We start from the raw sequence: 25,550 nt of genomic DNA on the forward strand, positions 1-25,550 counted from the left end.
AACGACCCAGGTGCGCTACAGCGGGAGGTCCAACCCGAACAGGTCGACCGCGTTGCGCCACATCATCGCCTCGAGTATCTCGGTGCTCAACGCCGCCGCCCGGACAGCGCCCAGCGCGACCGCCGGGTCGATCAGCGTGGCGTCGGTGCCGAACAGCAACTGCCGGGAGTCCACTTCGGACGCGACCGCGGCGACCCGGCCGGCCTCGAAATGCGAGAAGCACGGCTCCAGGTACAACCTCGGACAGGCCGCCGCGGCCTCGATCGCGTGCCGCCACCCGGGACCGCCCATGTGCCCGGCGATCGCGCGCAGCGTGGGAATCGCCACGCAGTGCGCGGCCAGGTCGAGCACCGCGGTGTCCCAGGCGTGCACCAGCACCGGTAGGTCGTGCTCGGCGGCCAGGGTCAGCGCGTCCCGCATCCGTGGGGCGGACATCGGCGTGCCGGTGTAGTCGGTATGGATCTTGACGCCGACGAACCGCCCGCAGGGCAGGAGCTCGGCGAGGTCTCGTTCGGCCTGCGCCAGCTCTCGCGGGTTGACGACCAGGTAGCCGCGCATCCGGTCCGTCGTGGCCAGCACCTCGGCCATCCTCCGGTTCCCGCCGGACGGATCGTAGATCACGGCCTCGCTGGCGGAGGCGATCTGCAGGTCGATGCCATAGCGGTCCATCACCGCCAGGTTGGTTTCCACCCGGCCGACGTCCATCGCGAAGAACCACGGCCCCCAGTGCGCGTGCACGTCGACGATCACGTCCGTCCCTCCAGCAGGCGTCGCAGGTTCGCGCCGGCGACGAGTCGTCGCTGCGCACCGTCCAATCCGGACTTCGCCAGCCGCAGCAACGGCACGGCCGCCACGTACAGCGGAGTCCGGGTACCGAGCAGCATCCGCTCCGCACCCACCTCGGCGGCCACCAGTTCCAGCCCGTCGGGCGAGGAGAGCAGCCTGGACGAAGTGTGGAAACCCGGCTCGTCCCTGGCCAGCAGAAGGAAGTCACCCAGATGGTAGAAGTGGGTGTCCAGGAATACCACGCGGGCACCGATCCCCGCGAACGGCCGCCACAGCCGCCGGACGTCCCCACTGACCAGCACCAGGAAATCCTGATCCGCGGCCCGCCGAGCAACCTGCCACAACGCGGGGAAGTCCGGCTCGATGTGCTGCTCGTCGCAGAACAACCGCACGATCCGGCGTCCCTGGTCGGCGAGCCTGTCGAGCGTCCGCACCGCGCGCAACCCGTCCCGCAGGTCTACTGTGGACACCGGGTGAAACCCGGGCAGTGCGGCTCGGCGGGTCTCCGCGTTTCCGGCGTCCACATCGAACAGTGGGCCGCGCAGTGAGCACACCAGACCGCCGCCGATGCCGTGGGCGTCGAGCACGGCCCGCACCGAGTCCGGATCACCCGGCGGGCCCGGCCGGTCCGGGTACCGGCCGATCAGCAGGTCCACGTCCAGAACCTCCGCGGGCGGGATGTCCGGCAGGCATCCCGCCGCGGCGGTCGTATCCTCGCGCGTCATCCGCCGAACTCCCCGGACGCCCCTGCGGCCGCGCCGTGGTGGCCTCGTTCCTGCGCGCCGTACACCCGTTGTACCTCCGCGAACGCCTGGACCGCGCGGTCCGGCAGATACTGGTCGAAGTCGGGTAGCAAGCCGTGGCTGCTCGACGACAGCTCCCACGTGTCGCGGCTTTCGAAGCCGGGGTTGGCCACCGTGAAACCGGTGGCCTGGATGTCGTCGAACGACACGTCGACCCAGAAGTTCGAGACGCCCGCTCGCTCCAACAGCCGGAAGGTCAGGGTCGCGCTGGTCTTTCCGCGTAGTTGCTGGGAAAGGTCGACATCGACGGTGGAGTACCCGGGTGCGTCGGCGGCCACGTCGGTTTCCCACACCACCTCGCCGTCCACCAGGAGCTGCTTGAGCTGGTAACCGGCGGCCTGGCCGCCGCTGTAGTAGGTGTCGTTGTGCCGGAAGGCGATGTGGTACTCGTCGGCGTTCGGATCAACCTGGACGACCTGGCTCGCTCCTGCCGTGTCGCCCGCGTTGGTCGGTGTGGCCATCGGCACGAAGAGGCTGAGCCTGCCCACCCCGTGGTACGCGTGGTTGTCGTGGTTCCAGTCGTCAGCCGGGTTCAACGGCAAAACGTAGGTGAGGGTGCCACCGAGCTTCCCGGCCGCCACGTACTCGGCACCGACCTCGGTGGTGGTGCGCACGTACTCGGGCGTTGGCGGAAAAGGCGTTGCCGACAGCGAACTGGTGTAGTTCATCAGAACCAGCGGCTTGTGATACTTGGCGAGTTTCGCGGAGGCCGCGTCCAACTGCGCGCGCAACGTGTCGGTGCGCTGGGTGTTGCGGTACGGGTCGTCGCGGAACGCCAGGATCAGGCCGTCTATGAGCGGGCCGTAGGAGTCCACGAACTCGGGTGTGATGGTGGTGTTGTACACCTGGGGAAGGAACACCAGTCGCGGGTTGATCGCCTTGCTGGTGTCCTGCATCTGCCGCACGTACTCGGGCGTGAACAGATTCAAGTTGTGATTGAAGTCGTCGATCGCGTAGCCCTTGAGCGCCGGGTACCGCTTCGACAGGGCGGCGATCTCCTGGGCCCACCGCAGGTAATCGGTCTGGTACGGATACGAGCACCGCTGCGGGCTGCACTCGGTGGGTGGTACCAGGTAGATCCACACGTCCATACCGCGCTTCTGCGCGGCTGGCAGGAACGTGGTGCGTAGGTCGTCCCAGTCGCTCGGGGCGTCCCAGATCAGGTAGACGAACGTGTTGTTGTGCAGCTCCCCCAGCTTGTTCAGCGTCGCCTCGGTGTCCACGTGGCGGTAGCCGTCCGGGCCGGCCACGGCCTCGCGGATCTCACCGGCGTAGGCGCCGAAGACATTGGAGATCTGGCTCGGCGGCCCCGACGCTGCCGCGGTGGCGCCCGGCAACGCCGCGGTCAACAGGATGGCCGCGATCGCCGCGCAGGTGGTCAGGATTCCTTCTGTCCTCACGCGCTTTCCGCCTCTCTCGTTGGCGCGAACTCCTCCACCAGCCGCGTCAACCGGTGCACCGGCTCCGCGGATTTCAACTCGGCAACCTCTTCGGCACCGATGGCCGCGTAGTCGTCGCGCAACTCGGCGGCGAACCGGATACGCCAGGCAGCCCACGCCGCCAAGGTGCGCCGCGCACCGGATAGCGCCTCCCGTCGCGCCCACGCCGCCGCCGGGCCGGGACGCCGGGCGCACAGGTGGAAGGCGGCCGCCTTCGCCCACCGCTCGGTGTCCGCGGTCAGCCGGGCATGTTCGGCCAGCAACGCGGCCAACCCACCGTCCTCCCGGTGCGCCAGTAGCGCCTCAGCGACGCTGAGATACGGCGATTTAGCGCGCTCGATCCACCTCATCGCCTGCCACACCGGGCCGAGCGCCCGTTCCAGCCGGGACACCTCGGTGGCGGTGTTCCAGTAGAGGTGGCCCGCGGCGGCGAACAGGGGTTCCGCGGTGGCCATCGGCTCGGTCGGGGGACTCACCGTGTCGTAGGCCGACCAGGCGGTCGTGACCACGCCCAGCGCGCCAGCCGCGCGAGCGTGCCCGGCCCACAGCGCGATGTTGCTCAACCGCAGCCCCCAGGACGGCGCGCACCGGTCCTCACCGTCCGCGCCGCGTGCCGCCGATGCGCCGATCGTCGTACGGCCTCGGGCGACCAGCGCGCGCAGCCACGGCAACGGATGGCCGCCGAGGTCGTCGCCGTCGTACTTGACCGCGCGCAGGAGCCGTTGCTCGGCCGCGGGCAGCGATTCCAGGTCCGCCAGTACGGCCTCCTCCGGAAGATCGGGCAGCGCCTCGGGGGCGGTGCGCCGCGACGCGGGTGCGATCAGCTGCGGCGGGTTTCCCCAGCGCACGTGCCCGATGTGTTCCTTGTGTGCGGCGTATTCCCAGGGCATCACGACTGTCTCTGGCGGAAGCTCGTCCACACAGGACGGATCACGCTCGGCGTAGAGGACGTCGTCCCACACCACTGGCCGGCGTCCGGCCTCCACCACGAGTTCGGCGACCCGGCGCACGTACCGCGCCCATAACCGCGCACGCCCGTGCCGGGCAGCGAAGGCTCGGCACTCGGCGCAGGTGCCGAGCGACCATGGTTCGTCACCACCGATGTGGACCATCCGCGCCATGGGGTGCGCGGCCAGTACCTCGGCCAGTTGGGCCTCGACCAGCTCCAGTGCTCCTGGACGCAGCGGGCACAGTTGCTGGAGACGCTCGTCCTCCGCCAAGGCCTGGTAGCGGGGCCGCTGCAGCGCATACTCCTTGTGCCCCAGGCATTGCACGAGCGGGATGACCTCGATGCCGTTGCGTTGCGCGGTGGCCAGCAGGTCGCGCAGCCGGCCCTCCTCCAGCGCGTCCTCGCCTGCCAGGCCGAGTTGCTCGGAGTAGCCGAACTTGTCCTCGTACTCGATCAGCACGGTGTTCAGCCGCCATCGCCGGAATCGGTCGAGCAAACCGAGCAGATAGCCGAAGGCGGGCATGGGGCCCTTCAGGTCCAGATGTGCCCCGCGCAGCTCCAGGTCCGCGAAGTCCACTACCCGACCGCATTCGAGCCCTTGCCCGGCAAGGGTTTCCGCGGCGTAAAGCAGCGCACGGTCACCGTTTGCGGCCAGCTCGATGCGGTCCTCGCCGACCGCGATCGCGTACCCGTCCGGTTGGTGGGGCGCGGTCAGTTCACCGGGCGTCGGATCCGCACCGACGACGATCCGGCCAGGTGCGGGCGTGGCCCTCAACGGCAGCCTGGTCAGTTCGGCGATCCGCTGTCCGGCGGGCAGCGCCGTTTGCGGGCACCACACCTCGGCGTTCGACGGCGCCTGGAACCGGCCTGGCTCCGGGAAGACCGCGCGGGGCGGCGGCGCGGGAAACTGTGCTCTGCTCAACGGATTCCCTCTCTCGGTAGCGGGGCCAGGTCCAGCTCGCCGCCGCGCACCACCAGCGCGCCGGCCGTGCCGACGTTCCCGGCGGGCGAGTACTGACGGCTGTTGCATTCGAAAGCCGGTGCGTCACAGTGCAACCAGGACGCCATTGCCGCGGAGTGCAGCAGCGCCGCACCGACGTTGGTGAGGTCGGCCAGCGCCACGAACCGGCCGTGCTGCCTGGCCCAGCAGTACGCCAGCAACGACTGGGTGTGTCCCCGCCCGGTCTTCACCGTGACACCGGACCATCCGGCGGCGGCCAGCGCGTCCAGCCCGGCCACGTCGAGCAACGCCTCGTCGAGCAGCACGGGCAGTTGCTCGGTCAGTTCGGGCAGGCCAGGCAGGTCCCCCGCACTCTCGCGTGGGAAGGGCTGTTCGGCGTAGCGGACGGCCTCGCGGGCCACCGGGTTCAGCTCGGCCAGGGCATGCAGGACCGCGGCCAACCGCCCGGGATCCGGACAGCCTTCGTTCGGGTCAAGTGAGAGCCGCACCGGCGCCGGTGCGGTGGCGACGACGCGGTGGACGTCGTTGATCCGTGCGGCGTCGGCCACCGGGTCCTTGCCGGACAGTTTGATTTTGAAGCAACGCACGCCATCCTTGACCACCCACTCGGTAAGCGGCGCGGCGGACCCCTCCGCTTCGTCCGGCGTCAACGGGTCTCCCACCCCGACCACGTGCTGCACCGGTAACCGCGGCAACGGAGTGCTGCGCAGGTAGTGGCCCGGGAAGCGACCGGCGAACGCCGGCCCCAGGTAGTGGGACAGATCCGCACCCAGGTGTTCGGCCGTGTAGCACTGGTACACCGCCTCCCCCAGCGCTTTGCCCCACCCGTCGTGCACGGCCGCGTCCAGCGGTGCGGCACACACGAGAGCCGCCAGCATGGGGAGGTCCTGGCGACTGGCGAGGCGCCGGGCGGCCTCGGTCAACGACCCACCCAGCCGCAGCGGATCGGCCGGGCCACCGAGATCCGGCAGTTCGGCGGCAAGCTGCTCGACCGCTGAGCGCAACACGGCATCGCGGTCTTCACCCCGTGGCGCACGTGCCCCATAAGCCCACGGGTAGGACAGCAGGACCGATCCCGTGCCCCGTTCCGTGGTTCCCCGGCGGTTGCGCACCACGACCTCGGCCACCGCCTCGGTGAGCCCGGTGATCGGTCCCGAACTCAGCACCAGCGGTGCGGCGAACGGAACCTCGCGGAAGGACACCTCGGCACCGAGTACCTCGATGTCGGCATTCCTCGCGCCCACCCCTCACCCGCCCCGCTTCGCGGCTCGGTAGCGGACGCCGAACGCGGTCCCGTCGAAGGCAGCGGCGTCGACGGCCGGTTCACGCAACTCCACCCAGCGGCCGTCATCGCGCGCGGAGATCTGTCCGGCCAACGCGGCCAGTTCCGGCTCCACCAACTGGTGCAACGGCAGCGGTTCGGGGGCCTCACCGGCCAGGTAGGGCAGGGTGGCGGTGAGAAATTCCTCGTAGAGCCCATCCGGATCGGCGGCGATGTGCTCCACCGACCGTGCGGAAAGGACGGTTGCGTAATACGGGTGTCGGCCCGGGGCCGGGCCGGCGCTCACCATCGCGGTCCGGCCGTCTTCCCAGCGCACCTCGACACGTCGTTGGCGGTGACCACCCAGATGCCGGGCCGCGACGATGCCGGGACCGAACAATCCGTGCACCAACGAATAGGCGTGGACCCCGTACTCGAACTCATCGCCCGAACAGCCCGCAAGGGCGAAGTCCGCCGGATCGTCGGCGTGCTCGGCACGCCACCGGCGTGCCTCGCGGCACCACCGCAGCGACGATCCACCGGTGATCCGCACGCCGCCGTCGGCGAAGGAGAGCAGGGTGCGGATCGCGGACGCGGTGCCGCCCATCGGTTTGTCCACCAGCAGTGCCACGCCGGCCTCGACGAACGGGCGGGCCCGCTCCACCCGACGGTCCCAGTCGCAGCCATGCAGGAACGCCACGTCGACCTGCTCGGCCATCTCCGCCGTCGACCGGCACACCGTCGCGATGCCGTGCCGCTTCGCGAAATGTTCGGCGTAGTCCGGATCCCACACTGTCCCGCCGTCGTAGACCGCGACCACGTCGTGGCCGTGCGCGCGCACGATCGGCAGGAAGGATTCGGGGTGCGAGGTGTCCAGGTCGACCATTCCGATGCGGAGGCCGGTCATCAGCCTTTCACCGATCCCTTCATTCCTTCGATGAAGTGGCGCTGCATTGCGATGAAGAACGCGACGACCGGCACGAGCGCCATGACCGTGCCCGCCGCCAGGCTTCGCTGGTCGTCGCCGAAGACGCCCGCCAGGTAGGCAAGGCCCAACGCCAGCGGGTAGTTGGTGTCGGTCTTGAGCACCACCAGCGGCCAGATGAAGTTGTTCCACACGCTGATGAACGCGAAGATCGCCAGGGTGGCCATGGTCGGCTTGACCTGCGGCAGCGCGATCCGCCAGAAGACCTGCCACTGGTTGCACCCGTCCATCCTGCCCGCTTCGAACAGCTCTCGCGGAATCTGCTCGAACGCCTGGCGCAGCAGGAAGACACCGAACGCGGACATCAGGCCCGGCAGCACGACACCGGCGAAGGTGTCGACCATGCCAAGCTGCGACACGACCAGGAACCGGGGCACCAGCATGACCTCGCCCGGCAGGAACATCGTGGACACGATCAGCCCGAACACCAGCCGCTTGCCGCGGAACTGCAGGCGCGCCAACGGATATGCCGCCAGGGCCGAGATGAGCAGGTAGGCGGGCACCGTGAGCAGTTCGAGCAGTATCGAGTTCCACAGGTAGCGGGGGAACGAGATCTGCGTCCACGCCTCGATGAACCAGTCGAGCACCGGCGGCAGCGGAACCAGTTGGGGCGGGAACGAGAAGATCGGCTGGCTCAGCGGTTTGACCGCGGTGGACAGCAGGATGAGGAAGGGGACGACGAACACCAGCGACACCGCCGACAGCAACAGGTAGAACAGGACTCTGGTGCGGCTTGGCAGAGGCTTACTCATGGCGTTGTCACCTTGCCTCGGGTGACCCGGTAGCTGACCAGCGAAATGATGATCAGGATGGCCCACAGCACCAGGCCGATGGCGTTGGCGTAGCCGACGTCGAATTCGTGGAAGGCCTTGTCGTAGATGTAGTAGCCCAGCGTCATGGTGTGGTCCTGCGGGCCGCCCTTGGTCATCACGAACACCGAGGTGAACACCTGAACGGCGTCCATTGTGGCCAGTACGACCACCACGGCGAGGTAGGGCCGCAGCAACGGGACCGTGACGTGCACGAGGCGCTGCCGTGCGGTGGCGCCGTCCACCCGGGCGGCCTCGTAGAGCGAGGCGGGAATGGACTGCAGGCCCGCCAGATAGATCATCATGTAGTAGCCGGCGGATTTCCAGACCTCCACCGCCACCAGAGCCGGCAGCGCCCACCCGGTGTCCAGCAGGAACTGCACCGGTTTGTCGAACAGCCCCAACGAGGTGAGCAGCCAGTTCAGCACCCCTCGCTCGTGGAACACGTAGTTCCAGGCGATCGCGACCACGACCATGGAGGTGACCACCGGGAGGTAGTAGATCAGCCGGAACACCTTGATGGCCCGCAGCGGCAGGTTCACCAGCAGCGCCAGCAGCAACGGCAGCGCCACCAGCAACGGCACCATGCCGATCATGAACAGCCCGGAGTTCGTCAGCGCGCTGAAGAACCTCGGATCCTCGGCCATGCGGCGGAAGTTGTCCACACCGACCCACGTGGGCGGGCTGACCACGCGGTAGTCGAAGAACGCCAACTGCACCGCGCTGAACGCGGGCCAGGCGAAGAACACCGCCAGCAACACCAGTGTGGGCACCAGGAACAGCCATGGTGTGTACCACTTGCCGTGCAGGTGCGCCTTGCGACGTGGGCGGGAGGTCGTGCCGCGCTCGCGTGGCGTGATCGGACCGGCCGTGGTGCGTTCTGTGGTCCCGGCACTGGTGGCCATGCACCACTTCCCTTCGTCGGAGACGGGACGGAACCCGGTCAGTTCGCCGGCTCGCGTTCGATTGGCCCTTGACAGCGACGCGACGGCTAATAGATCGTGTCTGCAATCCGAATTACGGTCCGCCGAAATTGGCTACCGCGAAAGTAGCCCCGCTCCACCGGGGTGTCAAGGACAGCGCTTTCGCCCCCGTTCCCTCGAACCGACAGGAGATTTCGCCGTGAAACTCCGCTTCTCTCGACCGATGCTCGTCGCACGGGCCGTTGCCGTCGCCGCCGTGCTGGCCGTGGCGGGAGCATGCGTCCCGGGCACCAGCGGGCCCAGTCAGCCGGCCCAGAACGACAGCGGACCCCTCACCCTGGAGTTCTGGACCATCAACCTCAAGAAGAGTTTCGGCGACTACGTCCAGGGCCTGATCGACAAGTACCAGCAGCAGCATCCGAACGTGACCATCACCTGGGTCGACGTCCCGGGCAACGACGTAGGCCCCAAGCTGCTGTCCGCGATCGCCAGCCGGCAGGCGCCCGATGTGGTCAACCTGGCCAACGCCGACATCGACCAATTCGTCCCGTCTCTGACGGATCTGGGCCGGTACCTCCCGCCCGACGTACCGCAGAAGTACCAGCCGAACCTCATCGATCCGCTGCGGCGCGACGGCAAGCTTGTCGCGCTTCCCTGGTACAACGCCGGGGCACCGATCTCACTGATCAATACCGACCTGGTGCGCCAGGCCGGGCTCGACCCCGCCGCGCCACCGAAGACCTTCGACGAGGCGCTCGACTGGGGGGCGAAGATTCACGCCGCGGTGCCGGGCGCCTACGGGATGAACGGCATTCCCGACGAGAACATCCTGCGGCTGGAAGGCATCGACATGCTCACCCCGGACCGCAAGCACGCCGCGTTCAACACCCCGGACGCCGTCGCGGTGCTGGAGAAATGGCGCCACGGAATGGAATCCGGGGCGATCTCACCCGGCTCCACGGTCAAGGACGACCGGCAGTACCCACAGACGCTCGCCAACCAGCAGGTCGCCTTTGGCGCCAATGCCATCCCGACCAGCCTGACCAGCCTGCAGAAGAACGCACCGGACGTCTTCGCGAAGATCGGCGTCGCACCGGGGGCCGTCGGCAAGACAGGTAAGTACCTCCTGCCCGACCAGCAGACGATGGTGGTTCCCGCCGGATCCCGGCACCCCGAGACCGCGTCCGACTTCGCCGCGTTCGTCACCAACGCAGAGAACCAGACGGAGTTCTGCAAGCTCACCCCGATCTACCCGTCTCACTCCGACGCCCTGAAGAACCCGTTCTTCAGCCAGTCCGGCGGCACCACGCCGATGGACAAGGCGCGTGCGGAGATCGCCACCGAACTGCCCAAACTGGAACTGTCCACTTTGGGCACCGGAAAGGACCGGCAGCTCTCCGACCGCTTCCGCGAACACATCCGCGCCTTCATGTCCGGCGACAAGACCGCGGCGCAAGCCCTGACGGATGCCGAGAAGGAGTGGAACGACCTGCTGGCCCAGTAACTCGTGACGCAGCACTGGAGGCGAACTGAATGACCCCGGTCGAGAAACCTCCCCACGTCGACCCGGTGCGGATGCTGCACATACCCACCGACGACCTGCTGGCGGACTTCGGTGCGCCGGATCCGCGAAGCCTGCGGGCCCGGCTGGCCGCACGCGACATCTCCCCCGCCGCCGACCCGGTGCGCTGGGCGAAGTGGGCCAAGGGCCGTCCCGCCGGGGACAAGGTGATCGCCGAGGCGGAGCGCCTGCTCGACACCCCGGTCGACTTCCTCGACCCCGGCCACGGCCGCTCCGGGTTGTACGGCTTCCACTACCTGCACTGGGCCCAGCCCTTGACCAGGGCCGTCGCGCTGACCGGTGCGGAGAAGTACGCTGTCCGGCTCGGCGAGATCGTGCTCGACTGGTACACCAGCCGGGAACGGGTCCGCGGACAGTGGCCGGGGCTGGACGTGGTCTGGTACACGCTCGGCGTCGCCGGCCGCTGCCAGGTGTTCATCGAAGCGCTGCACGTGCTCGGCGGGAATCCCGCCCTGTCCGACGACGCGTGGCTGAGCATGGTGCGGACGCTGCTCGGCGGAGCGCGATGGCTGGCCGAGGAACACGACACCTTCCGGCACGGGAACTGGCAGCTCGCGGGCTGTTCGGTGCTCGGGCAGGTGGCCGCGTTCCTGCCGGAGCTGCCGGAGAGTGCGCTGTGGAGCCGGGTCGCGCTCGCCCGGCTCCACGAACACCTGGAGTTGGACGTCTATCCCGATGGCGGGCATTACGAGCGCGCGCCCTCCTACCACGTGATGTGCCTGGGCGCGCTGCAACTGGCCGCCATGGTCGGGGAACGGGCGCTGGGGTGGGACCTGGTCACGCATCCTCGGCTGGTGGCCATGCACGACTGGCTGCTGGCGATGACCGCGCCGGCCGGCTGGGTGCCGCCGTTCAACGACTCGCACCTGGTTACCAGCGCAGAACACCTGCTACGAGGCCATTATCTGCTGGGCGCTGGAGAGTACAAGGCCGCCGTGCTGCGCTGGATGGACCGCGAACGGATCGCCGAGGTGCTGTCCTGGCTGTCGCCACGCCCCGCTGCCGGCGATCCGCTCGCCGAGTTCGAGGCCGCCCCCTACGGCACCGCGCCGCCCGCGCACCGTGGGCTGTTGTCCGCCAGCAAGTTCGTGGTACAGCGCAGCGGTTCGGCGTACGCGGCGGTAAACTGTGGCCCGCTGATCGAGCACGAACTGGAAAGCCACAGCCACCGTTCGGTGCTGGATCTGGTGCTCGCCGCGCACGGCGAACCGCTGCTGTGGGAGGCGGGCGGGCCGGACACCTACGACCACCCGCGCTACTACGACTGGTATCAGGCGCCGGTGGCGCACAGCGGTGTTCTGGTTCCCGGCCGGGAACTGGCCGACGAGCACGACGCGGACTTGCTGGTTGCGGCCGGTCTGCCGACCGCGGACGTCCTGGTCGCCGAGCACGACGGTTACTCGGTGCGGCATCGTCGAACCTTGCTACTGCTACGCGGCACGGAGCCCTACTGGGTGCTCACCGACGAGGTCGCCGAACCGTTCCGCGTGCTGCTGCACGGAATCCGGCCGTGGCGCCCGGCTCCCGGCGGGTACCGCAGCGATGGTGGACCCGGGCTGCTGGTGCTGCCCGGACAACCGGACCGTGCCCGCGCGGTCGATCTGGGCACCGGTCCGACCAATGCTCCCGGGCCTGCCGGACCGAGCGCCGCCGGACTGCACGGGCTCGGGCTGGACTGTCCGGGTGGCTCGGCCAGTCTCGTGCTGGTGCCGTTCCGGTCCTCGCCCGAGCCGGTGCCTGAAGTGTCCACAGTAGAACCTGGCGCTGCGGTGCTGGTGCGGTGGAAGCACCGTGCCGACCTGGTTCGTAGCGACCACGTCATCCGCACGGCCGACGACGTCCCCGTGGCCGCCGTGTCGTGGGGAGCCCGCGATATCCACCACGCCGGGCGCGAACTGCTCCACGCCGGCCGCGGGTTGCGAACCGCCGACATCAGGTGGAACGAGCAAGGTGTGCAAGCGGAACTGGAAACCACGGCACGCACCGCGGTGCGGCTCGCAACGGGCCAGGAACCGCCAGCTGTCGTGCTGCTCAACGATGTCCCGCTTACGCCGCACTGCACCGATGGCGTGGTCAACCTCGTGCTGCCGGCAGCCGGCCGGTGGCGCGTCCGCCAGTGAAGGGAAGCAGAAGTCATGAACCAGCTCGCCATGCACGGCGGAACTCCCGTGCGCACCGCGCCTTTCCCGTCCGCAATGGATCCCGAAGGCCGCACGCTGGGTACGGAGGAGGCGGCGGCGCTGGGTGAGGTGATCTCCTCCGGGCGGCTGGGCGCCGGCGGCGGGACCCAGGTTCCCGCCCTGGAAAGCGAATTCGCCGAATACTACGGGGTTGCGCACGCGGTGGCCTGCACGTCCGGCACCGCCGCGCTGCACCTGGCGGTCGGCGCCCTGGACCCGGCACCGGGCGACGAGATCATCACCGCGCCGATCACCGATTTCGGCACGGTGATCCCGATTCTGGCGCACAACGCCGTTCCGGTCTTCGCCGACGTCGACCCCGGCACCGGCATCCTGGACCCCGCTTCGGTGGACGCGCTGGTCACCGACCGGACCAGGGCGATCATCGCGGTGCACCTCACCGGCGCCGCGGCACCGATCGCGGAACTCGCCGAAATCGCCCGCCGGCACGGCGTTGCGCTGATCGAGGACTGCGCGCAGGCCTACCTCACCGAACTCGCCGACGGCAAGCCGGCCGGAACCGGCGGCCACGTCGGCTGCTTCAGCCTCCAGCAGTACAAGCACATCACCTGCGGAGACGGCGGCCTGGTGATCACCTCGGACGCCGGGCTGGCCGCCCGGATGCGGTTGTTCGCGGACAAGGGCTGGCCGCGGCACACCGGCGAACGCACCCACCTCTCGCTCGGCATGAACTACCGGATGACCGAGCTGCAGGCCGCGGTCGCCAGGGTTCAGCTGGGCAAGCTCGCCGACGTGGTCGCCGGCCGTCGGACGACCGCCAAGCGGCTCGCGGCGGCGCTGGCCGGGTTGCCCGGCGTGCGCCCGCCCGACGACCTCGACCGTCACGCGGTATGGCTGTTCCCGATCGTGCTCGATCCCGCCCTCGCCGGCGGCACCAACACGGAGTGGGCGAAAGCCCTTGACGCCGAAGGGATCCCGGTCTCGGCCGGGTACCTGAGCCGGCCGGTGTACCGCTATCCGGTGCTCGCCGAGCGGAACCTCTACGGCGGTTCGGGATTCCCGCTGACCAGCCCGCCGGCGAGCGAGGAACGGCACTACCCGGAAGGGCTGTGCCCGAACGCCGAGGAGCTCATCGGCCGCACCTTGCTCGTGGTGCACTGGAACGAGGCATACACCGAATCGGACGTCGATGACATCGCAACGGCGTTCCGCAAGGTACATGCGGCCCTGACGTCCACCGATGAGAAACCGGCGCGTGTGTAGGATGGATCGCCGTGGCCACCGCAAGGGGCCTGGGAACTTGCTCCCGGGCGGGGTCTGGAGGTTGCACACCCGGACGGCCCAACCGGGCGTACCACGCACCTGCCACCGGGGGCCGGCCGAATCGGGGGATGAAAGGTGACCGAGTCACAGGAGCCACCGAGCTCGCACCAACCGGTGGTCGGCGTGGCCGGTCCCCCCGACCTGGTCACCCGCATCACCGAACTCGGCGCCGGCCTCGCCGGTGAGGATCAGGCGGACTGGCGGCTGGTCGGCATCACCTATCACGACGAGCGTGAGGTGGCCAGGGAACTGGCCAAGGTCGAGTCCGGCCTGGACTCCTGCCTGTTCACCGGACCGTTGCCGTACGACCTCGCACGCGCCGCCGGTGAGTTCGCGGTGCCCGCCACCTACATCCCGCTGTCGAGTTCGGCGTTGTACGGCGCGCTGGCCCGAGCGGGCCTCGAGCAGCGCGCCGACGTCCGGCATCTGAGCATCGATTCGATCCCGCGCAGCGAGATCGACGAGGCCTACGCGTATCTGCACATGCCGGTCACCGACGTGCAGGTGATCGAGTACCGCGACCCGGACTCGCCCGCCGAGTTCTTCGAATTCCACCGTGACGCCCACCGGTCGCAAGTCGCCGAACTCGCGCTGACCAGCGTGCGCTCGGTGGCCCAGCGGCTGGCCGACGCGGACGTGCCGGTGCTGCTGATGCGGCCGACCACGGCGACCATCCGCTCCGCGCTGCGGACCGCCGCGCTGCTGGGTATCGGCAGCAGGCTGGAGGACTCGCAGATCGCGATCGGCATCGTCGAACTGCCGCCCACCGGCCAGTACAGCCGTGACCAGCTACGTCTCGCGGTGCACCACATCCTGCTCGACGAGGCATGGCGGATGGACGCCACGGTCCTGGCCCGCGACGAGCGCAGCTACTACCTCGTGACCACCTTCGGGTCGCTGGCCGCCGCCACCGAGGACCTGAGCGCGCCACCGTTCATCGAGCGGATCCGTCAGGAAGTGGGCCTGGACGTCAAGTTCGGCATCGGCCTCGGCGTGACCGCCCGGGCCGCCGAAGCCAACGCTCGCACCGCGCTGGCGAAGGCGGACAGCGTCGGGGAACGCAGTTACGTGGTCGGGGCGGACGGCACGATGCTGACCTCCCCCATGCGCCCGAACACCCGCCAACGCAGTGAGAACCCGGCGCACCGCAAGGCCCGCACCACCCTGGACCGGCTCGCCAAGGCGTTGGGATCGGACCCCGGCTCGCCCGCCGACCGCCTCGTGGTCGACGCCGGCGTGGTGGCCGAACTGCTGGACATCACCCCGCGAGCGGCCCGGCGGGTGCTGCACACGCTGACCGAGACCGGCCTTGCCTGGCAGTTGCCCCCGTTACGCTCGCCCGGCCCGGGCCGGCCCAAGCAGCTCTACCGGCTACTGCCGGAGAAACTCGGCTAGTGTCGGCGCTGTGCCGACCTCGCCGTTTGTGACGATCGACGTGTTCACCGAGCAACGCTTCGGGGGTAACCCCTTGGCGGTGTTCACCGATGCCATAGGAATCCCCGAAGCCGCGTTGCAGCCGCTGGCCGGCGAGCTCAACCTCAGCGAGACGACATTCGTGTTGCCGCCGGATGATCCCGCACATGCGGCCCGGGTGCGGATTTTCAATCGCACCAGCGAAATGGACTTCGCGGGACATCCCATGGTCGGCACGGCCTACGTCCTCGCCGACCGGGCGCGGGAAGGGCGCTTGGCGTTCGAGGTGCGGGCCGGCGTGGTGGACGTGGAACTCCGGCACGACAGTGCGGGGATCGTTCGAGGCGCGGCGATCACCGCCCCTCGACCTCTGGCGGTCGGCGACCGCCACTCGGTCGAATCGATCGCGGCCTGCCTGCGGCTGGACACCACGGACGTGGTCACCGCGCAGCACGAGCCGATCGAGGCATCAATGGGGAATGCCTTCGTGATGACCGAGGTTCGAGCGGACGCACTCAGCCAGGCTTCCCCGGATGAGGCTGCGTTCCGCAGCGCTCTCGCGACCCAGCCTGGTGCGGGCAGACTGGCCATTCTCGCCTATGCCCGGAACGGCGATGACGTGCGCGCACGAATGTTCGCGCCATTGTCCGGCACCCCGGAAGACCCGGCGACGGGAAGCGCCAACGTGGCTCTTGCCGGTCTGCTGCTGAACCTCTCGGGTGGCCGGCACCTCGCCTACACATCGGTCCAGGGCGTGGAAATGGGGCGGGAAAGCCGGATGGAACTGGTGGCCTGGCGTGAGTCCGAGGGCATTCGCGCCAGCGTCGCGGGTAGCTGCATTCCCGTTCTGCGCGGAGAGGCCGAATTCAGCTGAGCAGATCGGGCTTACTCGTCTAGGGCTCGTCTAGGGCAGCACGGCCAGAAGGCGGTCGACGGTGTCGCACATGGCTTCCCGGGCGGGAGTCAGGTACTTGCGGGGATCGACCAGCTTCTCGTCGCCGCCGAGGGTCAGCCGGACCGAGCCGGTCATCGCCGCGTTGAGCGCCGTGCCGACGTTGACCTTGCGGATACCGGCTCGCGCTGCTGCGCGCAGTTGGTCGTCCGGCACGCCGGAAGAGCCGTGCAACACCAACGGGGTGGGCAGCCGGTCGCGCAGGCGGCCGATCAGCTCCAGGTCCAGGATCGCGGTCCGGCCGGTCATCGCGTGGGAACTGCCGACCGCCACGGCCAGCCCGTCGACGCCGGTGCGGCGGATGTAGTCGGCGGCCTCGTCCGGATCGGTGCGCACACCAGCCAGGTGCGCGCTCGCCGGTGCGTCCGGCTTTCCGCCGACGTAACCGAGTTCCGCTTCGACCCACAGCCCGGCCGCGTGCGCGAGGCGGGCCACCCGCTCGGTCCGGGCCACGTTTTCCCGGTACGGGAGTGCTCCCGCGTCGTACATCAGCGAGCTGAAGCCGGCGTCGGCGGCCTGGGCGAGGAGATCGTCGTCGGTGACGTGGTCCAGATGCAGCGCAACGGGAACAGCGGCGAGCCGGCCGGCCGCGGCGGTCGCCGCGGCGATGGGCAGGAGCTGGTTTCCGTGGTAGCGCACGGCGTTCTCGCTGATCTGGAGGATCACCGGGGTGCCGCGGACGGTGGCCGCCGCGCAGATCGCCTCCGCGTGTTCCAGCGTGATCACGTTGACCGCCGCGACCGCGCCACCCCGGGCGACCGCGGCCGCGACCAGGTCGGCGGTGGGCACCAGGGTCATCGCGCTGCCTCCAGGTCTTCGATCCGCACGCCAGTGCGCTGACGGTCGAACTCGGCGACGTCGACTTCGCCCGCATATGGCTGGACAACTGCCGCCGCGGACAAGGCGACCGCGTCGCCGAGCAGATCGCCCAAGGCCGTGCCACGGGCGAATCCCCGCGCCAGCGCGGCGACCAGCGCGTCCCCGGCGCCGGTCGGGTTTCCGCGCAGCCTCCGGGCTGGGCGAGCGTGCCAGCTACCGGCTGCGTCGACGGCGATCAGGCCGTCGGCGCCCAGGGAGGCGACGACCGCGACGCCGTGGAAGCCGGCCAGTTCCCGTGCTGCGGCAAGCACATCCGACCGGCCACTGACCTCGGCCAGCTCCGCGGCGTTGGGCTTGATGACCGTCGGCTTCCCGGCCAGTGCCCCGGCGAGCGCGGCACCGCTGGTGTCGACCACAACCGGGAGTTCCGCCGCACGAGCGGCCAGAGTGAGCGTGGCAAGGCCGTCGTCCGGTGCGCCGCTGGGCAGTGAGCCGCTGATGACCACCGCCTCGGCCGCGGTCAGCAGCGCATGGAACCGGTCCGCGACCGCGTCCCAGCAGTCGATGGTCGCGGGTTCGGTGAGCACGGACGCCTGGCCGGCCGCGGCATCGACCACGGTCACGGTGTGCCGGGTCGAATGTCCAGAGTGGACGGTTTCGGCAGGCAAGCCGAACGCGGACAGGCCGTTGCGGAACTCCTCGCCGGTGGCGCCCCCGACCGGTGCCAGCACCACGGCGTGGTCCCCGAGCGCGGTGAGCACCCGCGCGACGTTGACCGCCTTGCCCCCCGGCCGGCGGGTCACCCGCCGGACACGCGTGGTCTCACCGACGGCGAACGCGGCCACGTCGTAGGTGACGTCGATCGCCGGGCTCGGGCACAAACACAGGATCATGCCGGCTCGGCCAGCACTACCGAGCGGGTCAGCGAGCGCGGGTGGTCGGGGTCCAGCCCGGCGGCCACCGCCCGCCGGGCCGCGAGGGACTGCACACGAACCAGGTCGGCCACGGGATCGAGGTCGTCGGCGACCACGACCGCGCCGGTGGCCGCGACATCGGTCAGGATGCCCTCCTCGGCCGCACCGAACACCCACACCGCGCGGCCGGGCTGGGCGATCGAGATGGGCCCGTGCCGGTACTCCAGTTGTGGGTAGGCTTCGGACCACAGGCGCGCCGCCTCGCGCACCTTCAGCCCGGCTTCCAGCCCGACGCCGAACCGCCAGCCGTTGCCGAGAAAGGTGAACTGCTCCGCGTTCTCGACCTCGGCGGGCAGCGCCGCGCCCGCGCCCAGCACCGCCGCGGCCTGTTCGATCACGTCGTCGAGCGGCTCGCCGAGCGATCCGCGCAACAGCATCAGCGCGGTCGTCGCGAACAGGGTCTGGACTACTGAGCGCTCATCGGCGAAGCCGAGCACGATCTCGTCGGTCGCGGCCCGCGCCACCGGGCTGTCCTCGACCGCCGTCACCGCGGTCACCGGAACGGTGATGCCGTCGATCGCACGGACTATCTCCGTGGTCGTCCCGGAGCGGGAGATCACCACGATCCGGTCGTAGCGTCGCGCGGCCGGGAACTGGCTGGCGGGGAACGCGTCCGTCTCCCCCGCACCGGCCGCCTCCCGCAGAGCGGCGTAGGCGACGGCCATGAACCAGGACGTCCCACAGCCCAGAACGGCCACACGCTCGCCGTCGCGGGGCAAGGCGTCCCGCACGCCGGGAAGCAGGCGCAGCGCCTGGCACCATGACTCGGGCTGGCGACGAATCTCACGGATGACATGTGGCTGCACTGACATTCGCTGCCCTTTCGGCCTTCACGGGTTCGCACAGCACGGCAGGCATGGAACCCCGCGGTGAGAATGTCTACTTCGGACACCTGAACCGACCAGGTCAGCGCCGAACCGGCGGGCGTCGTGAGCCGGCTTCCGGGTGCACCCAAGCCGCGTGCCCCGATGAACGCAACCTTTGGTCATGCTCGAACTATGACACTTCGCACGAGAAACAAACAATAGATGCGCCTCAAACGCGCAACTTTTCGTGTATTTCTGCGCGTATGATCAGACGAGCGCTACTTCGCAGCCGCGCGCCCTGATCCGGTCGACCTGGTCCCCGTCCGCGCGCCCGTCGGTGATCAGCATGTCGGCATCGGGCATGGCGCAGACCTGCGCGAGTGCGACCCGGCCGATCTTCGTGGCGTCGGCCAGCACGATGGTCCGGCGGGCCCGCCCGCGCATCACGGCGTTGACCCGGGCGCCCGCGGGGTCGTAGTTCGTGCAGCCCGCCACCGCGTCCACCCCGTCCACGCCGACAAAGGCCACGTCGAGGTTGTACTCCGAGAGGAACGCCTCGGCACTGTGCCCCACCGCCTCCTGGCTGCTGCTGCGTATGTCGCCGCCCGCGGCGAACACGCGCAGCCGCGGGTTGTCCAGCAGGTGCACCGCGACGTTGAGGGCGTTGGTCACGACGGTGAGGCCCTCGTGGTCGAGCAGCAGGCGCGCGAACTCGGTGACCGTGGTGCCGCCGGTCATGCCGATCACCCTGGCCCCGGCCAGATGCTTGCGCGCCTCGTGCGCGATCCTGCGCTTCTCGGCCAGGTCCTGGGTGGTCTTGTAGCTCAGCGGCAGGTCGTTGAACGCGGCGTGGATGGTCGCGCCGCCCCGGGTCCGGCTGACCAGGCGCTGCTGTTCGAGCAGTTCGAGATCACGCCGGATGGTCGCGTGCGACACAGCGAACTGCTCGGCCAGTTCGGGGACTTCCATCGATCCGTGGGCGACCACTGTGGACAGGATTTGGTTCAGACGTTGGGTGCGTCGCATGAGCCGGAGAGTAACTCATGCACAATCAAAGTGCGCACATGTTGCTTATATTGCGCGGAAACTGTGCGCTTGAGCCGAGTTCAGATCACGTTTCGCGCACATCGATGAATGTTACGTGCACCGCCGGTTGACCGGTGACCCCGGCACATGCCATAGTCCCGCGGTGCCGGATCGGCTTGGCGCAGGGAGGCACTGATGACCGGCGTGTTCCCGCCGTCAATGTCCACTGTGGTCGCTCTGGATGTCGGTGGCACCACGATGAAGGGCCTCATCGCCCGGCCGGACGGCCAACTGGTCACCGCCGGCCGGTGGCCGACGCCGCGCGAGGACGGCCCGGATGCGGTGGTCGAGGCCGTGCTGAACGCGGCGGACGACCTCGTCGCGTCGGCCGGGGACCGGGTGGACGCGGTCGGTCTGGTCGTGCCCGGCTTCGTGGACGAGCAGCGCGGCGTCGCCACCTATTCCGAAAACATTCGCTGGCGCGACGTGCCGTTACGGCGACTCGTGGCGGAGCGCACCGGCCTGCCGGTGGCGTTCGGCCACGACGTACGCAGCTGCGGTCTGGCCGAGCGTGCGCTGGGCGCGGCTCGCGAAGCCCGGGACGCGCTCGTGCTGCCCATCGGAACCGGGATCTCCGGCGCGATGTTCGTGGCGGGCCGGCAGGTGCGAAACCCTTACGCCGGCGAGATCGGGCACCTGCCGGTGTGCGGGGACGAGCCGTGCGCTTGCGGTGCCACCGGCTGCCTGGAGGCGATCGCGTCCGGCGCCGCCATCGCCCGCCGGTACGGCCGGGCCACCGGGCGGCGCGTGCGGGGAGCCGCCCAGGTCGTATCGGCCCTGCGACAGGGAGACGAGGTCGCGGCCCGCGTGTGGGCTGAGGCGATCGCGGCGCTGGCCGACGCGCTGACCATCTACATCGGCCTGCTCGCTCCCGAGCTGATCGTTCTCGGTGGTGGCGTCTCCCTGGCCGGCTCGACGCTGCTGGAACCGCTGCGCGAGCAGGTGCGCCGGCGCCTGAGCTGGCAGCCCGAACCCCGGCTGGCCCTGGCGGAACTCGGGGAACACGGAGCCGGCGCGGGAGCGGCGCTGCTGGCGCGTGGACTCCTGACCCGGGACCTGGACAGGCCCGCTTGAGAACTCACTTCGTTTCGGCCGGATTGCCGCCGAGGAAGAACTGGGCGAAGGCGGTCCGGTTTTCGGTGCCGCCCGCGTCCTGCCGCAGGCGGCCGGACACCGCAGTTGAACCGATTGGTTTAGCGTGGCCGCAATGAAGGTATACGCGTCCCTGGATCCACGGCTGCCGCTGTCGGAGGTTCCCGCCCACACCCGGCGCCTCGAAGCGCTCGGGTTCGACGGCATCCACATCCCGGAAACCATCCATGACTCGCTGGCGGTCGCGCTCCTCGCGGTCGAGCACACGAACCGCATCACGGTCCGCACGTCCGTGACGCTGGCGTTCGTACGCAGCCCGACGCTCGTGGCCTACGCGGCGTGGGACCTCGCCAAGCTGTCGAACGGGCGTTTCGAGTTGGGCCTGGGCTCACAGATCCGGCAAAACATCGAAGGCCGGTTCGCGATGCCCTGGAGCGAACCGACCGCTCGAATGCGGGAGTACATCGAGGCGTTACGGGCGCTCTTCGCGGCATTCGAGTCCGGCGATTCCGTCCACTTCGAAGGCGACACCTACCGCCTGACGCGGCTACAGCCCTACTTCAATCCGGGGCCGGCCGAATGTGGCGCGCCACCGGTGTTCCTGGGTGCCGTCAACCGCAGGATGTGCGAGGTCGCGGGCGAGGCCGCGGCCGGTGTGATCACGCATTCGACCAATTCCGATCCCGCCTACCTCGACGAGGTCGTGCGCCCCGCCCTCCGTCTGGGCGCGGAGCGGGCGCGGCGGCCGGATGAGCCGTTGATCATCGCGGCCACAACGCTGGCGACGGGCGGCGACGACAGCGCCGTCGCCCAAGCACGGGAGAAACAACGGCGCCTGCTGGCGTTCCTCTACACGACTCCCTCCTACCGGCCGACGCTCGAACGGCACGGTTGGGCGGACCTGCCGGAGCGCTTGCGCGCATTGGTGCGCGCCGAGCGTTGGGAAGAACTTCCGGCGGTGCTCACCGACGACGTCCTCGACGTGGTGCTCACCTGTGGCCGGTATGACCAGTTGCCCGAGATCGTCCTCCGGCGTTTCGGCGGAGTCGCCGACGGCGTCGTCGTTCCCGCACCCGCCGGCGAGTCGGACGACCCGAGCCTCGCGGCCGCCATCGCCGCGATCCAACGGGGCTGTCAAGTTGCGTAGCTACACAGCGCAATCCACGACTACCGCCACGTCTACTGCAACCGCTGGCCATCGGCCATCTATCGACTGACCAACTCGTGGGCCTTTCCGGCTCCCGTGGCGGGTTCGGTGTGGACGACCACGGCGGTGAGCCGGGGCACGGTGCGCACGAGGTGGTGTTCGACCTCGTGGGCGAGATGGTGTGCCTGTTCGACGGTGAGGGCGGAATCCACGGTGACGGCGAGTTCGGCGCGCAGGCTGTGTCCTATCCAGCGCATCCGCACGTCGCCCGCCTTGAGCACGCCCGCGACGCTGGCGGCGGTGCGCTCGGCGAGGCCGACGGTGTCCGGGTCGACGGCGTCCATCAGGCGCCGGAACACCTCTTTTGCCGCGTCACGCAGGACGAACAGAATGGCCACGGTGATCACGAGACCGATGATCGGGTCGGCATAGGGGAATCCGAGGGCGACGCCGGCGGCGCCGAGTACCACGGCCAGCGAGGTGAACCCGTCGGTGCGGGCGTGCAGCCCGTCCGCGACCAGCGCGGCCGATCCGATCTGCCGCCCGACCGTGATGCGCCAGCGTGCGACGAGCTCGTTTCCGGCGAATCCCACGACACCGGCGATGGCGACGACCCACAGATGCGTGACCGGTTGCGGATGGATCAACCTGAGCACCGCCTCGTAGCCGGCCAACCCCGCCGATGCGGCGATGATCAGCACGACCACCACGCCGGCGAGATCCTCGGCCCGGCCAAGGCCATAGGTGTAGCGGCGGGTCGCCGCCCGGCGGCCGAGGAGGAACGCGATGCCGATCGGGACCGCGGTGAGCCCGTCGGCGAAGTTGTGAATGGTATCGCCGAGCAGTGCCACCGAGTCCGTGAACGCCACGATCACGAGTTGGACCGCCGCGGTTATGAACAGGGCGACGAACGACCACACCAGCGTGCGCATGCCGCGTTTGCTGGTTTCCAGCGCGTTGTCGAACCGGTCGGCACTGTCGTGGCTGTGCGGCGTGACGGCATGCCGTACTCGCGACCACAGCGAGGTCCGCCGCGCGCTGTGTCCATGTCCGTGTCCATGCGCGTGTCCATGCCCGTGGCCGGTGCCCTGTCCGGTCGGGTGGTCGGGTGCCTGGGCCATCCCGCTGGTCCTCCCATCGCGCGTGTCGATGGGTGCCAGAATGCCCTTGTCAGCGGTATTATGCAAGCATGCGCGCACATAACGACGAGTTGCACCCGGCCCGGGTGGATCACGAGCAGCTGGCCGTGGCGGCCGAGGTGCTCGGCCACCTGGCCGACCCGACTCGTCTGCATCTGCTGCGGCTGCTGGTCACCGAGCAGGACGTCAGCACGCTCACCGCGCAGGTGGCCGCGTCCCGCTCCTCGGTTTCGCAGCACCTGGCCCGGTTACGGCTGGCCGGGCTCGTGCGGGTGCGGCGGGACGGGCGGCGGATGCTGTACCGGATCACCAGCGACCACCTCACCGACCTGGTCGCCCAGGCGCTCGGATACGCCGACCACGCCGTGCGCGGTATCCCGCATCACCAACGACCTGCCGCCGAGCCGGGCGCCGCGCAGGCCGGGGAGACCGCACACGGGTGATCAGCCGTGGCCGGTCCGGTCAGGAAACATTGTGCCGGTAGAAGGGCTCCTTGATCGGTTCGAGCGGGGTGTTCCCGAGGATCAGGTCCGCCGCCTTTTCCGCGGTCATCATCACCGGCGCGTAGATGTTGCCGTTGGTGATGTACGGCATCACGGACGCATCCACGACGCGCAGCCCATGGGTTCCGTGAACCTGCATCGTCTCCGGGTCCACAACGGACATCTCGTCCACACCCATCTTCGCCGTGCACGACGGGTGTAGCGCTGTCTCGGCGTCCTTGGCGACCCAGTCGAGGATCTCCTCGTCGCTGCTCACGCCGGGTCCCGGCGAGATCTCGCCACCGTTGTAGGGGGCGAGTGCCGGCTGGCCGAGAATCGAACGGGCCACGCGCACCGCCTCCACCCACTCACGCCGGTCGGTGTCGGTGGAAAGGTAGTTGAACTTCAGCGCCGGATGCTTGCGCGGATCCGTCGAAGTGATCTTCACGGTGCCACGGGTGTCGGCGTACATCGGCCCCACATGCACCTGGTACCCGTGTCCGCCAGAGGGCGCCGAGCCGTCGTAGCGGATCGCGATCGGCAGGAAGTGGAACATCAGGTTCGGGTAGGCGACCTCGTCGTTGCTGCGGACGAAACCACCGCCTTCGAAGTGGTTCGTCGCGCCAGGCCCGGACCGGAGGAACAGCCACTGGGCGCCGATGAGCGGGCGCCTCCAGTTCGCGAGATGAGGCTGCATCGACACGGGTTTCTTGCATGCGTACTGGATGTACACCTCGAGGTGGTCCTGGAGGTTCTCGCCGACACCCGGAAGGTCGCGGACCACGTCGATACCGAGCCGCTCGAGTTCGGCGGCATTGCCGATGCCCGAAAGCTGGAGCAGTTGCGGCGTGTTGATCGCGCCGCCGCACAGGACGATCTCCTTGCCGTAAGCCTCGCGCGGCAGGCCACGGCCGCGGGTGTACTCCACACCGACGGCCCTGGTGCCGCGGAACAGGATCTGGGACACGAACGAACGCGTCTGCACGGTCAGGTTGGGACGGTGCCGAACCGGGTGCAGGTACGCGCGGGCAGCAGACAGCCGTCGGCCGCGGCGTACGTTGCGGTCGAACGGGGCAAATCCTTCTTGCCGATAACCGTTGACGTCGTCGGTACGCGGGTACCCGGCCTGCTCGGCGGCCTCGAAGAACGCCTCGAAGAGCGGGTTGGTCGCGGGGCCGCGTTCCAGTTCCAGCGGCCCGTCGTGCCCTCGCCATTTTCCGTCCGGAGCGTCGGCGAGACAGTTCTCCATGCGCTGGAAATAGGGCAGGCAATGGGCGTAGTCCCAGTTCTTCATGCCGGGGTCGGCGGCCCACCGCTCGAAATCCATCGGATTGCCGCGCTGGAAGATCATTCCGTTGATGCTGCTCGACCCGCCCAGGATCTTCCCGCGGGCGTGGTAGATGCGCCGCCGGTTCATGTAGGGCTCGGGCTCGCTGCGGTATTTCCAGTCGTAAAACCGGCTACCGATCGGGAAGGTGAGTGCGGCGGGCATGTGCACGAACACATCCCACTTCGAGTCGGACCGCCCGGCCTCCAGCACGAGCACCTTGACCGCCGGGTCGGCGGACAACCGGTTGGCAAGCGCGCAGCCTGCGGATCCGCCGCCGACGATGATGTAGTCGTAGATCTCGGTGCTCACGATGTTTCCTCCTTGCTGTGCCGGATTCCGGCTTGTCCG

22 protein-coding genes are annotated in these 25,550 nt (G+C 69.2%); 8 read left to right on the plus strand and 14 right to left on the minus strand.

Going from position 1 to position 25,550, the window contains the following annotated elements; translation table 11 throughout:
• Positions 1 to 15: 15 nt before the first annotated feature.
• From A3CU_RS0120410 to A3CU_RS0120445, 8 genes are read right to left on the minus strand one after another with little or no spacing between them, the layout of a single operon-like run.
• Positions 16 to 750: an amidohydrolase family protein gene (locus A3CU_RS0120410; RefSeq protein WP_027943880.1), complete on the minus strand. Its 735-nt coding sequence runs from the start codon at positions 748 to 750 to the stop codon at positions 16 to 18.
• Positions 747 to 1,511: an amidohydrolase family protein gene (locus tag A3CU_RS45730; protein WP_043841836.1), complete on the minus strand. Its 765-nt coding sequence runs from the start codon at positions 1,509 to 1,511 to the stop codon at positions 747 to 749. The genes A3CU_RS0120410 and A3CU_RS45730 overlap by 4 nt, the downstream gene beginning before the upstream one ends.
• Complete coding sequence (locus tag A3CU_RS0120420; protein ID WP_027943881.1) at positions 1,508 to 2,989, minus strand: hypothetical protein; 1,482 nt, start codon at positions 2,987 to 2,989, stop codon at positions 1,508 to 1,510. Before A3CU_RS0120420 ends, A3CU_RS45730 begins: the two co-directional genes overlap by 4 nt.
• Positions 2,986 to 4,899 (minus strand): family 20 glycosylhydrolase, encoded by a 1,914-nt coding sequence (locus A3CU_RS0120425; protein ID WP_043841838.1) that lies wholly within the window; start codon positions 4,897 to 4,899, stop codon positions 2,986 to 2,988. Before A3CU_RS0120425 ends, A3CU_RS0120420 begins: the two co-directional genes overlap by 4 nt.
• Complete coding sequence (locus tag A3CU_RS45735) at positions 4,896 to 6,182, minus strand: enolase C-terminal domain-like protein (RefSeq protein WP_052371905.1); 1,287 nt, start codon at positions 6,180 to 6,182, stop codon at positions 4,896 to 4,898. Before A3CU_RS45735 ends, A3CU_RS0120425 begins: the two co-directional genes overlap by 4 nt.
• A 3-nt stretch (positions 6,183 to 6,185) precedes the next feature.
• Positions 6,186 to 7,106: a Gfo/Idh/MocA family oxidoreductase gene (locus A3CU_RS53530; protein WP_052371906.1), complete on the minus strand. Its 921-nt coding sequence runs from the start codon at positions 7,104 to 7,106 to the stop codon at positions 6,186 to 6,188.
• Positions 7,106 to 7,936: a carbohydrate ABC transporter permease gene (locus A3CU_RS0120440; protein ID WP_027943883.1), complete on the minus strand. Its 831-nt coding sequence runs from the start codon at positions 7,934 to 7,936 to the stop codon at positions 7,106 to 7,108. Before A3CU_RS0120440 ends, A3CU_RS53530 begins: the two co-directional genes overlap by 1 nt.
• Positions 7,933 to 8,898 (minus strand): carbohydrate ABC transporter permease, encoded by a 966-nt coding sequence (locus A3CU_RS0120445; RefSeq protein ID WP_052371907.1) that lies wholly within the window; start codon positions 8,896 to 8,898, stop codon positions 7,933 to 7,935. The genes A3CU_RS0120440 and A3CU_RS0120445 overlap by 4 nt, the downstream gene beginning before the upstream one ends.
• Before the next feature lie 241 nt (positions 8,899 to 9,139).
• Between A3CU_RS0120445 and A3CU_RS0120450 the strand changes: the two genes are divergently transcribed.
• From A3CU_RS0120450 to A3CU_RS0120470, 5 genes are all read left to right on the plus strand, one after another.
• The gene (locus A3CU_RS0120450; RefSeq protein WP_027943885.1) at positions 9,140 to 10,420 is read left to right on the plus strand and encodes an ABC transporter substrate-binding protein; all 1,281 of its coding nucleotides are present in this window, start codon (positions 9,140 to 9,142) and stop codon (positions 10,418 to 10,420) included.
• Positions 10,421 to 10,449: 29 nt separating this feature from the next.
• Positions 10,450 to 12,618 carry a heparinase II/III family protein gene (locus A3CU_RS0120455; RefSeq protein ID WP_027943886.1) on the plus strand — a complete coding sequence of 723 codons (2,169 nt, stop codon included), beginning with the start codon at positions 10,450 to 10,452 and terminating at the stop codon, positions 12,616 to 12,618.
• 15 nt (positions 12,619 to 12,633) lie between these two features.
• Positions 12,634 to 13,902, plus strand: coding sequence for a DegT/DnrJ/EryC1/StrS family aminotransferase (locus A3CU_RS45745; RefSeq protein ID WP_052371908.1), 1,269 nt, complete (start codon positions 12,634 to 12,636; stop codon positions 13,900 to 13,902).
• A gap of 135 nt (positions 13,903 to 14,037) precedes the next feature.
• Positions 14,038 to 15,357 carry a transcriptional regulator gene (locus tag A3CU_RS0120465; RefSeq protein ID WP_156960446.1) on the plus strand — a complete coding sequence of 440 codons (1,320 nt, stop codon included), beginning with the start codon at positions 14,038 to 14,040 and terminating at the stop codon, positions 15,355 to 15,357.
• 10 nt (positions 15,358 to 15,367) lie between these two features.
• Positions 15,368 to 16,249: a PhzF family phenazine biosynthesis protein gene (locus A3CU_RS0120470; protein WP_027943888.1), complete on the plus strand. Its 882-nt coding sequence runs from the start codon at positions 15,368 to 15,370 to the stop codon at positions 16,247 to 16,249.
• Positions 16,250 to 16,279: 30 nt separating this feature from the next.
• Here the strand turns inward: A3CU_RS0120470 and A3CU_RS0120475 are convergent, their stop codons facing one another.
• From A3CU_RS0120475 to A3CU_RS0120490, 4 genes are all read right to left on the minus strand, one after another.
• Positions 16,280 to 17,125, minus strand: a complete 846-nt coding sequence (locus tag A3CU_RS0120475; protein ID WP_027943889.1) for a class II fructose-bisphosphate aldolase — start codon at positions 17,123 to 17,125, stop codon at positions 16,280 to 16,282.
• On the minus strand, positions 17,122 to 18,039 hold the full coding sequence (locus A3CU_RS0120480) for a 1-phosphofructokinase family hexose kinase (RefSeq protein WP_027943890.1): 918 nt from the start codon (positions 18,037 to 18,039) through the stop codon (positions 17,122 to 17,124). Before A3CU_RS0120480 ends, A3CU_RS0120475 begins: the two co-directional genes overlap by 4 nt.
• Positions 18,036 to 18,932, minus strand: coding sequence for an SIS domain-containing protein (locus A3CU_RS0120485; RefSeq protein ID WP_027943891.1), 897 nt, complete (start codon positions 18,930 to 18,932; stop codon positions 18,036 to 18,038). The genes A3CU_RS0120480 and A3CU_RS0120485 overlap by 4 nt, the downstream gene beginning before the upstream one ends.
• Positions 18,933 to 19,193: 261 nt before the next feature.
• Positions 19,194 to 19,952: a DeoR/GlpR family DNA-binding transcription regulator gene (locus A3CU_RS0120490; protein ID WP_027943892.1), complete on the minus strand. Its 759-nt coding sequence runs from the start codon at positions 19,950 to 19,952 to the stop codon at positions 19,194 to 19,196.
• A 195-nt stretch (positions 19,953 to 20,147) separates the two neighbouring features.
• Here A3CU_RS0120490 and A3CU_RS0120495 point away from each other — a divergent pair, with 195 nt between their 5' ends.
• Together A3CU_RS0120495 and A3CU_RS0120505 are read left to right on the plus strand one after the other, a co-directional pair.
• The gene (locus A3CU_RS0120495) at positions 20,148 to 21,086 is read left to right on the plus strand and encodes an ROK family protein (RefSeq protein WP_245617228.1); all 939 of its coding nucleotides are present in this window, start codon (positions 20,148 to 20,150) and stop codon (positions 21,084 to 21,086) included.
• 133 nt (positions 21,087 to 21,219) lie between these two features.
• On the plus strand, positions 21,220 to 22,251 hold the full coding sequence (locus A3CU_RS0120505; RefSeq protein ID WP_027943894.1) for a TIGR03617 family F420-dependent LLM class oxidoreductase: 1,032 nt from the start codon (positions 21,220 to 21,222) through the stop codon (positions 22,249 to 22,251).
• 59 nt (positions 22,252 to 22,310) lie between these two features.
• Here A3CU_RS0120505 and A3CU_RS0120510 read toward each other — a convergent pair whose 3' ends face one another.
• Positions 22,311 to 23,372 (minus strand): cation diffusion facilitator family transporter, encoded by a 1,062-nt coding sequence (locus A3CU_RS0120510; RefSeq protein WP_084143471.1) that lies wholly within the window; start codon positions 23,370 to 23,372, stop codon positions 22,311 to 22,313.
• Positions 23,373 to 23,440: 68 nt separating this feature from the next.
• Between A3CU_RS0120510 and A3CU_RS45750 the strand changes: the two genes are divergently transcribed.
• Positions 23,441 to 23,833: an ArsR/SmtB family transcription factor gene (locus tag A3CU_RS45750; protein ID WP_052371909.1), complete on the plus strand. Its 393-nt coding sequence runs from the start codon at positions 23,441 to 23,443 to the stop codon at positions 23,831 to 23,833.
• A 19-nt stretch (positions 23,834 to 23,852) separates the two neighbouring features.
• Here the strand turns inward: A3CU_RS45750 and betA are convergent, their stop codons facing one another.
• A complete protein-coding gene (gene betA, locus A3CU_RS0120520; protein ID WP_027943896.1) occupies positions 23,853 to 25,511 on the minus strand; it encodes a choline dehydrogenase in 1,659 nt (552 codons plus the stop codon).
• Positions 25,512 to 25,550 lie beyond the last annotated feature (39 nt).

The sequence above is a fragment of the Amycolatopsis taiwanensis DSM 45107 genome (assembly GCF_000519205.1).
In the GTDB taxonomy this organism is placed as follows: Bacteria; Actinomycetota; Actinomycetes; order Mycobacteriales; family Pseudonocardiaceae; genus Amycolatopsis_E; species Amycolatopsis_E taiwanensis.

Excerpts from the sequence above, each read along its gene's own strand:
- A3CU_RS45730 (WP_043841836.1), bottom strand. The coding sequence starts at position 1,511 with ATGACGCGCGAGGATACGACCGCCGCGGCGGGATGCCTGCCGGACATC.
- A3CU_RS53530 (WP_052371906.1), bottom strand. The coding sequence starts at position 7,106 with ATGACCGGCCTCCGCATCGGAATGGTCGACCTGGACACCTCGCACCCC.
- A3CU_RS0120440 (WP_027943883.1), bottom strand. The coding sequence starts at position 7,936 with ATGAGTAAGCCTCTGCCAAGCCGCACCAGAGTCCTGTTCTACCTGTTG.
- A3CU_RS0120445 (WP_052371907.1), bottom strand. The coding sequence starts at position 8,898 with ATGGCCACCAGTGCCGGGACCACAGAACGCACCACGGCCGGTCCGATC.
- A3CU_RS0120450 (WP_027943885.1), top strand. The coding sequence starts at position 9,140 with ATGCTCGTCGCACGGGCCGTTGCCGTCGCCGCCGTGCTGGCCGTGGCG.
- A3CU_RS0120455 (WP_027943886.1), top strand. The coding sequence starts at position 10,450 with ATGACCCCGGTCGAGAAACCTCCCCACGTCGACCCGGTGCGGATGCTG.
- A3CU_RS45745 (WP_052371908.1), top strand. The coding sequence starts at position 12,634 with ATGAACCAGCTCGCCATGCACGGCGGAACTCCCGTGCGCACCGCGCCT.
- A3CU_RS0120475 (WP_027943889.1), bottom strand. The coding sequence starts at position 17,125 with ATGACCCTGGTGCCCACCGCCGACCTGGTCGCGGCCGCGGTCGCCCGG.
- A3CU_RS0120480 (WP_027943890.1), bottom strand. The coding sequence starts at position 18,039 with ATGATCCTGTGTTTGTGCCCGAGCCCGGCGATCGACGTCACCTACGAC.
- A3CU_RS0120485 (WP_027943891.1), bottom strand. The coding sequence starts at position 18,932 with ATGTCAGTGCAGCCACATGTCATCCGTGAGATTCGTCGCCAGCCCGAG.
- A3CU_RS0120490 (WP_027943892.1), bottom strand. The coding sequence starts at position 19,952 with ATGCGACGCACCCAACGTCTGAACCAAATCCTGTCCACAGTGGTCGCC.
- A3CU_RS0120495 (WP_245617228.1), top strand. The coding sequence starts at position 20,148 with ATGACCGGCGTGTTCCCGCCGTCAATGTCCACTGTGGTCGCTCTGGAT.
- A3CU_RS0120505 (WP_027943894.1), top strand. The coding sequence starts at position 21,220 with ATGAAGGTATACGCGTCCCTGGATCCACGGCTGCCGCTGTCGGAGGTT.
- A3CU_RS0120510 (WP_084143471.1), bottom strand. The coding sequence starts at position 23,372 with ATGGCCCAGGCACCCGACCACCCGACCGGACAGGGCACCGGCCACGGG.
- A3CU_RS45750 (WP_052371909.1), top strand. The coding sequence starts at position 23,441 with ATGCGCGCACATAACGACGAGTTGCACCCGGCCCGGGTGGATCACGAG.